Below are 12,628 nucleotides of genomic sequence, written 5' to 3' on the forward strand. Positions count from 1 at the left end.
CGGTGACCAGGAAGCCGTCGCCGTCGTGGCCATGGGCTGCCGCTACCCGGGCGGTGTGCGCACGCCCGCCGACCTGTGGCAGCTGGTCGCGGACGGCCGCGACGCCACCTCCTCCTTCCCCACCGACCGCGGCTGGCGTGCGGCGGACCTCGCCGACGGCCGCTCCACCACCACCCGCGGCGGCTTCCTCGACGACGCCGACCGCTTCGACGCCAAGTTCTTCGGCATCTCGCCCCGCGAGGCGGAGGGCATGGACCCCCAGCAGCGGGTGCTGCTGGAGACGGCCTGGGAGACCTTCGAGCGGGCCGGCCTGAGCCGGGACGCCCTCACGGGCAGCAACACCGGCGTGTTCGTCGGGGCGATGGCCCAGGAGTACGGGCCGCGCCTGTACGAGGACAACCAGGGCGCCGGCGGCTACCGCATCACCGGCAGCTCCACCAGCGTCGCCTCCGGACGCATCGCCTACTACTTCGGGCTGCGCGGCCCCGCCCTCACGGTGGACACCGCGTGCTCGTCCTCGCTGGTCGCCGTCCATCTGGCGGTGCGGTCGCTGCGCGACGGCGAGTGCGACCTGGCGCTGGCCGGCGGTGTCGCGGTGATGTCGACGCCCGGCATGTTCGTCGACTTCACCCGGCAGGGCGGACTCTCGCCCGACGGCCGCTGCCGCCCCTTCTCCGACGACGCCGACGGCACCGCCTGGGCGGAGGGCGCCGGACTGCTGCTGCTGGAGCGCCTCTCCGACGCCCGCGCGCGCGGCCACCGCGTCCTCGCCGTGGTCCGCGGCACCGCCACCAACTCCGACGGCGCCAGCAACGGCCTCACCGCGCCCAACCGGGCCGCCCAGGAGGACGTCATCCGGCAGGCCCTGAGCCAGGCCGGACTGGACCCGCACGACGTCGACGCCGTCGAGGCGCACGGCACCGGCACCGAACTCGGCGACCCCATCGAGGCACGGGCGCTGTCCGCCGTCTACGGCAAGGGCCGCGACGCGGAACACCCGCTCTGGATCGGCTCGTTGAAGGCGAACCTGGGACACGCCCAGGCCGCCGCGGGCGTCGGCGGGGTGATCAAGATGATCGAGGCGCTGCGCGCAGGCGTCCTGCCCGCCACACCGAACGTGTCCCGGCCCACCCACCACATCGACTGGGAGCACAGCGGTCTCGCCCTGCTGACCCAAGCCCGTCCGTGGGAGCGGGGCGACGGGCCCCGGCGGGCCGGCGTGTCCTCGTTCGGGATCAGCGGCACCAACGCCCACCTGGTGATCGAGGAGGCCGAGCCCGAGCCCGCGCGGCAAGGCGCCGCCGGCGCGGCGGCGCCGCTGCTGTGGTCGGTCTCCGCCCCGCACGCCGAGTCGCTGCGCGCCCAGGCCAGGGCCCTCGCCGACCACGTCGGCCGCACCCCGCAGGAGGCGCCCGAGGACGTCGCGCACACCCTGCGCGGCCGCAGCGGGTTCCGGCAGCGCGGCGTCGTGGTCGCCGACAACCGCGCGGACCTGCTGACCGGACTGGAGGCGCTGGCCTCCGACGCCCCGCTGCCGGCCGTGCCGGGCCGCTACCGGTCGCCCACCGTGCTGCGCACCGAGTCCTACCGCGACCTGGCCGGACCGGTGTTCGTCTTCCCCGGGCAGGGGTCCCAGTGGCGCGGGATGGGTCTCGCGCTGATGGAGGAGTCGGCGGTCTTCCGCGCGAGCATGGAGGCCTGCGCGGAGGAACTGGCCCCGCTGTGCGGCTGGCGGCTGACCGACGCGCTGCGCGGCGAGGGACTGGAACGGGTCGACGTCGTCCAGCCCGCGCTGTTCTCGATGATGGTGTCGCTGGCCGCGCTGTGGAAGTCGGCCGGCGTACGGCCCGCCGCGGTCGTCGGCCACTCCCAGGGCGAGATCGCCGCGGCCCACGTGGCCGGTGCGCTCAGCCTCGCCGACGCCTGCCGGGTGGTGGCCCTGCGCAGCCAGGCCCTGGCGCAGCTCGCGCCCCCCGGCGGCATGGCGTCCGTCCTGCTCGGCGCCGAGGAGACCGAGCGGCTCCTCAACAGCGTGGACGGGGTGAGCGTCGCGGCGGTCAACTCGGCGACGTCGACCGTGGTCGCCGGGGACGTCGCCGGCCTCACCGACCTGCTGGCCCGCTGCGAACGGCAGGGCGTCGACGCCCGGCGCATCGAGGTCGACTACGCGTCGCACACCGAGGCGATGGAGGCGCTGGAGGAACGCCTCCTCACCGACCTCGCCGGGATCTCGCCGCGCTCCTCCGACGTCAGGCTCCACTCGACGCTGACCGGCGCGGTCATCGACACCGCGGACATGGACGCGGCGTACTGGTACGACAACCTGAGCAACACCGTGCGGTTCGAGCCGGTGCTGCGGGGACTGGTGGAGCGACGGCACCGCACGTTCATCGAGTGCAGCCCGCACCCCGTGCTGACCTTCGGCGCCCAGGAGGTCCTGGACGCGGCCGGGGTGACGGGCGCCGTGCTCGGCACCCTGCGCCGGGACAGCGGCGGCGCGGGCCAGTTCCTGGCGTCGGCGGCGGCGCTCCCCGACTCCGTGGGGCCCGTCGACCTGGCCGCGTTGCAGCCGGCGGGTCGTCAGATCGACCTGCCGTCCTACCGGTTCGAGCGCACCCGCTTCTGGGCGACGGCTCCGGCGGCCGCAGCCGGCGGCGACGGCGGCGCGTTCACCGCGGCGCCCACCGAGCTGCCGTCCGGGCAGACCGTCGTCACCGCGACCGTGGACCGGGAGCGGTACCCGTGGCTGGCCGACCACGTGGTCCGGGGCGCCGCCCTGGTGCCGGCGACCGTGTTCCTGTCGCTGCTCGGCGAGGTCGGCGAACGGATCGGCCGGCCCGTCGTGGCCGACCTCACCCTCAGCGTGCCGCTGCCGCTGCCCGGACAGGGGGCCGCGGACCTGCGGATCGTCCTCGACCCCGAGGACGCCGCCGGACGCAGGGCCCTGACCGTGCACGCCCGGCAGGCCGACGGCGGCTGGGTGCGGCACGCCTCCGGCGCGCTCGCCGGCCGCGAGCAGGCCCCGGCCGAGTCCGCCCGCTGGTCCACCGAGGGCGCCACCCCGGTCGACGTCGCCGACGCCTACCGGGTACTCGCCGAACGCGGCTACCACTACGGCCCGGCGTTCGCCGGACTGCGCGCCCTGTGGACGCGCGGCGCGGAGATCCTCGCCGAGGTGGCCCTGCCCGACCTGGAGCCGGGCGACTTCGCCACCGCCCACCCGGCGCTGCTCGACGCGGCCCTGCACCCGGCCGTGCTCCGGGCGGACGCGGGACTGCTGGTGCCGTTCGCCTGGCGCGACGCAGACCTGACGCCCACCGACGCCCGCACCCTGCGCGTGCACGCCCGGCCGGACGGCGACGACCTGTCGCTGACCTTCTTCGACGGCCAGGACCGGCCCGTCGGTTCGGTGCGCTCGCTGACGCTGCGGCCGCTGCCCGCCGAGGAGCGGGGCGTCAGCCTCGAACCGGCGTGGGAGCGGCTGCGCGGCACGGACGCGTCCGGTCCCGACACGTGGGTGACGGTCGGCGCGGACGGCCTGTGGGACCGGCCGGACTTCCCCGACCTGGAGTCGGTGACGGTCCCGGCGCCGGCGGTCGTCGTGGCCCCGCTCGGCTCCGCCCCCGGCACGGACGGCGACCCGGCGCAGGCCGAGCGGCTGACCCTGGCCGCCGCCGACCTGGTGCAGAGCTGGCGCGCCGACCCGCGGTTCACGGCCTCGCGGCTCGCCGTGGTCACCGGGGGCGCGCTCGCCGTCACCGATCGCGAACCCGTCCGCGACCTGGCCGCCTCGGCCGTCACCGGACTGGTGCGCTCGGCGCAGGCCGAGCACCCGGACACCTTCGTGCTGATCGACGTCGACGACGACCCGGCCTCCCTGGCGGCCCTGCCGCAGGCCCTCGCCTGCGGTGAACCCGAAGTGGCCCTGCGGGCCGGACGGCTGTACCGGCCGCGGCTGCGGATCGCCCGCGAGAGCGGACTGCGGCCCCCGGCCGGCAGCCGCGCCTGGCGGCTCGACGTCACCGTGAAGGGCACCCTCGACGACCTCGCACTCATCGAACACCCGGAAGCCGAAGCCGAGTTGGGCCCCCGCCAGGTGCGCGTCGAGGTGCGCGCCGCCGGGCTCAACTTCCGTGACGTCACGGTCGGACTCGGCCTCGTCGCCACCGAGAAGACCATGGGCAGCGAGGGCGCGGGCGTGATCACCGAGGTAGGCGCCGAGGTGACCCGCTTCGCGGCCGGCGACCGGGTGTTCGGCATGTTCGAGCGCTCGCTCGGACCGGTTGCCGTCGCCGACGAGCGCATGGTCAAACCGCTCCCGGACGGCTGGAGCTTCGCCCAGGCGGCCGGCGTGCCCATCGTGTTCATCACCGCCTACCAGTGCCTCGTCGACGTGGCCGGCACCCGGCCGGGCGACCGGGTGCTGATCCACACCGCGACCGGCGGCGTCGGACTCGCGGCGATCCAGCTCGCCCGGCACCTGGGCGCCGACGTGTTCGCCACCGCCCGCGCCGACAAGCAGCCCACGCTGCGCGCCTGGGGCGTCCCCGACGACCACATCGCCTCCTCCCGCACGCTCGACTTCGCCGACGCCTTCCGGTCCGTCACCGGCGGCCGGGGCGTGGACGTCGTGCTGAACTCGCTGTCCGGCAAGGCCCTCGACCGCTCCCTCGGCCTGCTGGCGCCGGGCGGCCGGTTCGCCGAGATGGGCAAGACCGATCTGCGCGACGTGGCCGCCACCGAGGCCGAGCACCCCGGGATCACCTACCGGGCGTACAACATCCTGGGCGTCGAGCCGGACCGGATCAGCGAGGTCCTGGACGAGCTGGTCGCCCTGTTCGAGGCGGGCGCCCTGCGCCATCTGCCGGTGCGCACCTGGGACGTACGGGACGGCCGGGTGCCGCTGCGCATGCTCAGCCGGGCCCGCCACCAGGGCAAGCTCGTGCTCACCACCCCGCGCACCTACGATCCGCTGCGTCCCACGCTCATCACCGGCGGCACCGGCGGTCTCGGCGCCGAACTGGCCCGGCACCTGGTCGCCGAGCGGGGCGCCCGGCATCTGGTGCTGGTGAGCCGCCGCGGCCCGGCCGCCGAGGGCGCGACGGAGCTGAGCGCCGAACTGACCGCGGCCGGCGCCGAGGTGTCCGTCGTGGCCTGCGACGTCGCCGACGCCGACGCCGTCGCGAAGGTCGTCGCCGAGCACCGGCCCGGCAGCGTCTTCCACACCGCCGGCGTGCTGCGCGACGGAGTGCTCACCGGGCTCACGCCGGTCCAGCTCCGGGCGGTGCTGCGGCCCAAGGTCGCCGGGGCCTGGCATCTGCACCGGCTCACCGAACACCTGGACCTGTCGGCGTTCGTGCTGTTCTCGTCGGTGGCGGGGGTGCTCGGCAACCCGGGCCAGGCGAACTACGCGGCGGCCAACACCTATCTCGACGCCCTCGCGCAGTACCGCCGGGCCCGCGGGCTGGAGGCGACGTCGCTGGCCTGGGGCCTGTGGCGGCGGCCCACCGGGATGACCGGCCATCTGACCGAGGCCGACACCGCCGCGCTGGCCCGCATCGGGATCGCCCCGCTGGACAGCGGGGACGGGATGCGGCTCCTCTTCGAGAACCTGGCCTCGCCCGCTCCGGTCCGGGTGCCGCTGCGGCTCGCCCCGGAGCAGCCGCGGCCCGGAAGCCGTGCTGCCCGCCTGCTCGAAGGGCTGCCGGACCTGCCCCGGAACGACTCGCCTTCCCGGCCCGCCGCATCGGCGCCGATGCCCGCGGCTCCGGCTCCGGCTCCCGTGCCGGCTGCTCCGGTCACGCCCCCGCCCCCGGCGTCCGCCCCCGCATCCCCACCCGCCCCCGTGGCGGCCACGCCTTTGGCGGGCGGTGACCTCATGCAGCTGGTGCGGACGCACACCGCAGAGGTGCTCGGCTACCTCGAACCGTCCGCGGTCGGCGCCGAGGACTCCTTCAAGGAACTCGGCTTCGACTCCCTGCTCAGTGTCGACCTGCGCAACCGGCTCACCGCCGCGACCGGGCTCCGGCTCCCCGCCGGCGCCGTACTGGAACACCCGACGCCGCGGGCACTTGTCAACTTCATCTCAGGACTGGAGGGCGCGTGATGGCACGCGACGCCGCAACCGTGACCACCGAAGTCAGCACCGAATCCGCCACCGACGGCACCGTCGACGGCACCGCCGAGGTCACCGTCGACGGCACCACCGAAGTGACCCACCGCATCGAGGTGTCGGCCCCGGCGAGCGCGGTCTACCGGATCGTCGCCGAAGTCGGCCTGTGGCCGCTGTACTTCCCGCCCACCGTGCGGGCCGAGCGCACCGGCGGCGACGAGACGGACGAACGCATCCGGATCTGGGCCCTCGCCAACGGCGAACTGCGCACCTGGGAGTCGCGCCGGCGGCTGGACCCGGCCGGGCTCCGGATCGAGTTCGAGCAGATCGAGCCCCGCGAACCGGTCGCGGCGATGGGCGGAACCTGGCGCGTCACCGAGCGGCCCGACGGCGGCTGCACGGTGGAGCTCGACCACTTCTACCGGGCCGTCGACGGCGATCCGGTGGCCCACGAGCGGATCAGCCGAGCCGTCGACACCAACAGCCGCTCGGAGTTGGAGCACCTGCGGCGGGCCGCCGAACGCGGGGACGCCGAGCGGGAGCTGCTGTTCGACTTCGCGGACACCGAGACCTTCACCGGCTCGATCGAGGAGGCGTACGCCTTCATCTACGAGGCGTCCCGGTGGCCGGAGCGCCTTCCGCACGTGGCGCGGCTCGAACTCCGCGAGGAGGAGACCGGGCTGCAGTTCATGGAGATGGACACCCGCTCCCCGGACGGCTCGCTGCACACCACGGCGTCCGGCCGGGTCTGCGAGCCGCTGCGGCGGATCACCTACAAGCAGACGATCCTGCCGCCGGTGCTCCACGCCCACAACGGGGAGTGGCGGTTCGAGGAGGGTCCCGACGGCACCGTGAAGGTCACCTCGTACCACCAGGTCCTTCTCGACCCGGCGGGCATCGACGCGCTGCCCGACCCGCCCAAGACGCTGGCGGACGCCCGGCAGGCGGTGCGGCACGCGCTGGGCTCGAACAGCCGCGCCACCATGGCCAAGGCCCGCGCGTTCGTCCAGGCCGGGTGAGGGGGACACCATGACGACCGAGACCACCGAGACGACGACGGGCACGGCCACCGCCACCGCCACGACGGGTGCCGGCGGCCCGGCCGGCGCGGCGGACGTGCTGAAACGGGTCCGGGAGTTCGTCCGCGCGGAACTGCTCTCCAAGGGCGAGTACTTCGACGGCCTGCCCGAGCAGCCCACCGCCGAGTCGGCCCGGCTGCACGCCGCCGGGCTGGCCAACTGGTGGATCCCCGCCGCGTACGGCGGCGCCGGTGCGTCCCTCGCCGACAGCGTGGACATCGTCTCCGAACTGGCCTACGGCGACGCCGGCTTCGCTTTCGGCTCCTTCCTGCCGGTGCTCGGCACGGTGATGCTCCAGCTGCACGGCGAGGAGGAGGTGGCCCGTCCCGTCCTGGAGCGTCTCGTCCGGGACGGCGGGCGGCTGGGCATCCTCGGCAGCGAGGAGGACGCGGGCAGCGAACTCAACCGCACCGCCACCACCTTCCGGCGCGACGGCGACGACCTCGTCCTCGACGGGGAGAAGTACTTCTCCACCAACTCCGACCCGGCCGACACCCTGCTCGTGCTCGCCCGGTCCGCCGACGACGACGGCGACTACGCCGTCGTCGCGGTGCCCCGCGCCACGCCCGGGGTGGAGATCGTCAAGCGCTGGGACATGCTCGGCGTCCGCGGCTCGGGCACCTACCGGGTCCGGCTGCGCGACTGCCGGGTGCCCGCGGCGGGCCGACTGCGCGGCAACGGGCTGCGCCTGCTGGAGATCGGGCTCAACGCCAGCCGCATCCTCATCGCCGCCACCGCGATCGGCGTCGCCCGCAGGATCCGGGACCTGTCCATGGAGTACGCGGCGCAGAAGCGGATCAAGGGCGCTCCGCTGCGCGAGAACGCCGTGTTCGCCGCCAAGCTCGGCCAGATCGAGATGACGATCGACGTGATGCGCAACCAGTGCCGGGCGGCGGCGGCCGAGTTCGACCGTTTCCTGGCGGCGGAGAACCCGGCCGCGGCCCTGTACCGGGTGGGCACCCTGCGCTCGGCGCTGGCCGCCAAGCTGTACTGCGGCCAGGCCGGCTGGGAGGTGGCGACGACCGGCTCGGAGATGTTCGGCGGGCTCGGCTACACCCACGACCATCCGATCGGGAAGCTGGTGCGCGACCTGCGCTACGTCTCCATCGTGGAGGGCGGCGACGACGTGATGCGTGAGCTGCTCTACGCCCGGTACGTCGTCCCGGCGGGCAAGCGCCGCTGACGGGACGGCACACGACGGCGAAGGGGAGGGGCCGGTCGGCGGGCCCCTCCCCTTCGCTCCGTGTCGCACACCCCCGGAGATCCAGGAGTCCCCCGGGATGCGGACGCCCCGGGGGATACGGCCGGGGGATGCGGACATCCCCCGGGGATCAGGCGTCCTCGGGAACCGGTGGCGCCTGCCGCACGCCGGGCACGCCCACCCGGGCCGGCGGCAGCACCCCGTCCACCAGGTACCCCTCCACATAGGCCTCGAGGCGCGGATTGCTGCCACTGAGCACGTAGACCTCGTGCTCGCCTGAGTCCTCCACCAGGATCAGGTGATGGCCGAGGCGTTCCGCGAGGGCCTCGCCGCCCTCGCGGTGGTCCATCGGATCGCCGTCGGCCTGCACGACCAGGCCCGCCGGATAGCCGTCCCGGGCGAGCACGGTGGGCGGCTCGGGCGACCGGAAGGTGCGGAACGCGCCGACCCAGGGGGCCGCCCGCAGCACACCGTGCCCGTAGGGGTAGCGCTCCCGGCAGACGCGCATGTCCGCGTAGTAGGTCTCCAGGTCGGTCGGCCACTCCGTCTCCAGCGTCACCGCCTCGAGGACGCTCTGCTTCCACTGCTCGCTGGCCCGCGCCCCCCAGCCGCCCGTGGCGTGCTCGGCCAGCAGCGCCGCCGTCCGCTCGTCGGCGCCCTCGGCGAGCGCGTCCCGCAGGGCCCCGACCAACAGTCCCAGCCGCTCCCACGCCGAACGGTCAGTGGCCAGACCGCCCACGATGCCGTCGAACGACGTCCGCACGGACGCCCCGAGCCGGTCCTCCAGCCGCGCGGCGACGCCCTCGACGGCGGCCACGGTCAGCGACGCGGTCGTCCCGAGGGCGAAGTGGTTGTCGCGCCGCGCGGTCCACGCGGCCCAGCGGTCCACGTTCTCGCGGACCGCCCGCGCCTGGGCCACGAACTGCTCCCGCCAGGTCCAGCCGGGATGCACGCAGGAGTCGAGCACACTGCGGTCCAGGCGCTCGGGGAACATCGTCCCGTAGACGGCGCCGACGTAACTGCCGTACGCGTAGCCGAGGAAGTTCAGCTTCTCCTCGCCGAGCGCGACCCGGATGCAGTCCATGTCGCGGGCGAGGTTGCGGGTGCTGATGTGCGGACGCATGTCGCCCGCCGGCCCGCAGGCACCCCTGTTCCCGCTCCCGCATGTCGGCGGCCATCGCCGCGAACGCCGAGTCCGGCGGCCGGGAGTCGAAGGGCGCGGTGGTGGGGGTGACCTCGATGCGCAGCGGCGTCGAGGCGCCGGTGCCGCGGGGGTCGAAGCCGATCAGGTCGTACACCTCCGCGAGGGGGGTGCCGGCCAGCCGGGCGGGCATGCCGGTGCCGAGACCGCCGTCGCCGCCGGGCCCGCCGGTCACCCCGATCAGGACGCCCCGGCGGCGTGCGGGATCCGTGGCGGGCAGCCGGCTGACGGCGAGGGTGATCCGCGCGCCGTCGGGATCGGCGTGGTCGAGCGGGACCTCGAGCGTCGCGTACTCCAGGCGTTCGCCTGGTCCTGCGGCCGTCCATGTGAGCCGCTCGCCGGTCTTCGGCATGGGTGCCTCCTGTGCGCCATGAGTGCCGTACGTACCGGCCAGCCTTCAGCGTGTCTCTCGAACCGACCTGGAGTGCCGGGCGCACCGACCTGGAGCACGGGGCGCACCGGCCTGGAGCACGGGGCGCACCGGCCTGGAGTGCGCGGGCGGCGGCGGCCCGGAGGCCGCGTTCGATCGAGCCCCCAGCGACTCCCCAGGGCGGCGCGGCACGGTGGGCGGCGAGAGCACCGCAGGCATCCGTGGAACGTACGCCGGCGCGGCTCCGCGGCACGTGCGCGGACGCGCGAACGCAGGGAGGACACGACGCATGGCCAGGATCACCTACCGGAGTCCGGACGGAACCCCGACGACCCTCGACGTCCCCGAGGGGAACTCCGTGATGCGGGGGGCGGTCGTGGGCGGCGTCGAGGGCATCGTCGGCGAGTGCGGCGGCGGCGCCATGTGCGCGACCTGCCACGTCTACGTCGACCAGGGCAGCCCGATCACGCTGCCGGCCGTGTCCGACATCGAGGACGAACTGCTGTACACGACGGCCTGCCCGCGCCGGGAGAACAGCCGGCTCAGCTGCCAGCTGCCGGTCACCGACGCGATCGACGGTCTGGTGGTGGACGTCCCGGAGCGGCAGGTGTGACACGGGCCGCCCCGGGTCCGGCCGCCCCGGGGTACGTCCGTCCAGGGCCCGGCAGTCCGGGGTCCGGCCGGGTCAGAACGCGGCGGCGTGCTCGGACACCCAGTCGCGGTAGCTGCGGGGGGCCCGGCCGGTGATCTTCTCGACGTCGGCCGTGACCAGGGCGGGCCGGCCCACCGAGTCGGCCCACACCTTGAGGATGTCGTCGAGGACCGGCCCGGGGACGTGCGCGCTCATCGCCTCGCGGACGGTCTCGGCGGGCAGTTCCTGGTAGGTGACGGGGCGGCCGAGCACCTCGCCGATGATCACGGCCTGGTCGGCGTGGGTCAGCGACTGCGGACCGGTCAGCCGGTGGATCTCCCCGGCATGACCGTCCTCGGTGAGCGCGGCCACGGCCACGGCGGCGATGTCGGCCTCGTGGATCGGCGCGGCGGTGGCCTCGGCGTAGGCGCCGCGGACCACGTCGCCGCCCTTGGTCTGCCCGGCCCACATCAGCGTGTTGGCGGCGAACACGTCGGGCCGCAGGAACGTCCATTCCAGGGTGGAGCCGCGCAGCGCCCGCTCGATCTCCGCGTGGTAGGCGGCGATCGGGCCGTCCTGCTCCTCGGACTCGTCGTCCACCGAGCCGGAGGACAGCAGCACCACCCGGCGCACGCCGGCGGCCTCGGCGGCGGCGACGAAGGCCGGTCCGCAGCCGGGGGCGGCGAACAGGAACACCGCCTCGACCCCCTCCAGGGCGGTGGCGAGCGACGCCGGGTCGGCCAGGTCGAGCGCGACGGTCGACACCCCGGCGGGCCAGGTCGCCCGCTCCGGGGCGCGCGACGCGGCCCGCACCTCGCGGCCCTGTGCGAGCAGCGTCTCCAGTGCGCGACGGCCGACGTTCCCGGTGGCTCCGGTGACGAGGATCATGACGTTCTCCCTTGCTGTGCCGGTGGTTCTGCTTGCCTGTGCTTCTGCGGGCCGTTCCCTCGCGGGCCGGCAAGAAAGACACTAGGAAGCCCTGAGGACAGGTTCTGTCCTCGACCGGGTGCGATCGATGAGGAGTTTTCCGCCAGATGCTCGAGACCTCGGCCCGATTACTGCGGCTGCTCTCCCTGCTGCAGTCCCGCCCCGACTGGCCGGGCCCGGAACTGGCCGAACGGCTGGGCGTGACCACCCGCACCGTCCGCCGCGACGCGGACCGGCTGCGCGAGCTGGGCTACCCGGTGCGGTCCCTGGCCGGCCCCGGCGGCGGCTACCAGCTCGGCGTCGGCGCGGCACTGCCGCCGCTGCTGCTGGACGACGACGAGGCCGTCGCGGTGACCGTCGGACTGCGGGCCGCCGCGTCCGGCTCGGTGGCGGGCTTCGAGGAGACCTCGCTCAGGGCACTGGCCAAGCTCGAGCAGGTGCTGCCCTCACGGCTGAAGCACCGGGTGGCGGCGATGCAGTCGGCGATCCTGCCGCTGACGGCGTCCGGCCCGGCCGTGGACGCGAACCTGCTGGCGGTGCTGGCCGCCGCCTGCCGGGGACACGAGAGCGTGCGCTTCGGCTACCAGGGCAGGACGCGCCGCGTCGAGCCGTACCGGCTGGTCCACACCGGCCGCCGCTGGTATCTGCTGGCCTTCGACCTGGAGCGCGACGACTGGCGGACGTTCCGTCTGGACCGCGTCGACGCCGCCCCGCAGTCCGGGCCCCGGTTCACCCCCCGGCCCGGCCCCGCCGAGGACCTGAACGCCTACCTCACCGACAAGTTGTCCTCGGCCCCCTACCGCTGCCGGGCGACCATCCTCTTCCACTGCCCGGCGGAAGCCCTCGCGGAGCACACCTCACCCACCGCGGGCCGTCTGGAGCGGTACGACGACCGCTCCTGTCTGTTCCACACGGGCGCCGCGACCCTGGACGAGATCGCGTTGCACATCGCGCTCAAGGGCGTCGACTTCGAGGTCCTCGACCCGCCGGAACTGGGCGACCACCTCCGCGCCCTCGCCGCCCGCCTCACCCGAGCCGTCGCCCGCACCCCGCCGACCCCATGACCCCACCCCCCACTCCGGGCCCGGCCCTGACGGCTCCTCAGAC

At 74.8% G+C, this 12,628-nt stretch carries 6 protein-coding genes and 1 pseudogene; 5 read left to right on the forward strand and 2 right to left on the reverse strand.

Going from position 1 to position 12,628, the window contains the following annotated elements; genetic code table 11:
* Window positions 1–4: 4 nt before the first annotated feature.
* The 3 genes and pseudogenes from QF032_RS22160 to QF032_RS22170 all read left to right on the forward strand — a co-directional run.
* Window positions 5–6,106, forward strand: a pseudogene (locus tag QF032_RS22160) (type I polyketide synthase); the annotation flags it as partial.
* 20 nt (window positions 6,107–6,126) lie between these two features.
* Window positions 6,127–7,131 carry an aromatase/cyclase gene (locus tag QF032_RS22165; RefSeq protein WP_307057202.1) on the forward strand — a complete coding sequence of 335 codons (1,005 nt, stop codon included), beginning with the start codon at window positions 6,127–6,129 and terminating at the stop codon, window positions 7,129–7,131.
* A gap of 10 nt (window positions 7,132–7,141) precedes the next feature.
* Complete coding sequence (locus QF032_RS22170; protein ID WP_307045050.1) at window positions 7,142–8,374, forward strand: acyl-CoA dehydrogenase family protein; 1,233 nt, start codon at window positions 7,142–7,144, stop codon at window positions 8,372–8,374.
* A 148-nt stretch (window positions 8,375–8,522) separates the two neighbouring features.
* Here QF032_RS22170 and QF032_RS22175 read toward each other — a convergent pair whose 3' ends face one another.
* Window positions 8,523–9,515: an alpha/beta fold hydrolase gene (locus QF032_RS22175; protein WP_307057204.1), complete on the reverse strand. Its 993-nt coding sequence runs from the start codon at window positions 9,513–9,515 to the stop codon at window positions 8,523–8,525.
* Between the two features lie 737 nt (window positions 9,516–10,252).
* Between QF032_RS22175 and QF032_RS22180 the strand changes: the two genes are divergently transcribed.
* On the forward strand, window positions 10,253–10,576 hold the full coding sequence (locus tag QF032_RS22180; RefSeq protein ID WP_306950047.1) for a 2Fe-2S iron-sulfur cluster-binding protein: 324 nt from the start codon (window positions 10,253–10,255) through the stop codon (window positions 10,574–10,576).
* Between the two features lie 72 nt (window positions 10,577–10,648).
* Here the strand turns inward: QF032_RS22180 and QF032_RS22185 are convergent, their stop codons facing one another.
* Window positions 10,649–11,482, reverse strand: a complete 834-nt coding sequence (locus QF032_RS22185; protein WP_307045055.1) for an NAD(P)H-binding protein — start codon at window positions 11,480–11,482, stop codon at window positions 10,649–10,651.
* Between the two features lie 146 nt (window positions 11,483–11,628).
* On the opposite strand from QF032_RS22185, the gene QF032_RS22190 reads away from it, so the two are divergent.
* Entirely contained in the window at window positions 11,629–12,585 is a 957-nt protein-coding gene (locus QF032_RS22190) for a helix-turn-helix transcriptional regulator (RefSeq protein WP_307045058.1), read from the forward strand.
* Window positions 12,586–12,628: the final 43 nt, after the last annotated feature.

The sequence above is a fragment of the Streptomyces achromogenes genome, assembly GCF_030816715.1.
GTDB lineage: Bacteria > Actinomycetota > Actinomycetes > Streptomycetales > Streptomycetaceae > Streptomyces > Streptomyces achromogenes_A.

Coding starts and splice junctions, on each gene's coding strand:
- QF032_RS22175 (WP_307057204.1), bottom strand. CDS start 9,515: ATGCGTCCGCACATCAGCACCCGCAACCTCGCCCGCGACATGGACTGC.
- QF032_RS22180 (WP_306950047.1), top strand. CDS start 10,253: ATGGCCAGGATCACCTACCGGAGTCCGGACGGAACCCCGACGACCCTC.
- QF032_RS22170 (WP_307045050.1), top strand. CDS start 7,142: ATGACGACCGAGACCACCGAGACGACGACGGGCACGGCCACCGCCACC.
- QF032_RS22185 (WP_307045055.1), bottom strand. CDS start 11,482: ATGATCCTCGTCACCGGAGCCACCGGGAACGTCGGCCGTCGCGCACTG.
- QF032_RS22190 (WP_307045058.1), top strand. CDS start 11,629: ATGCTCGAGACCTCGGCCCGATTACTGCGGCTGCTCTCCCTGCTGCAG.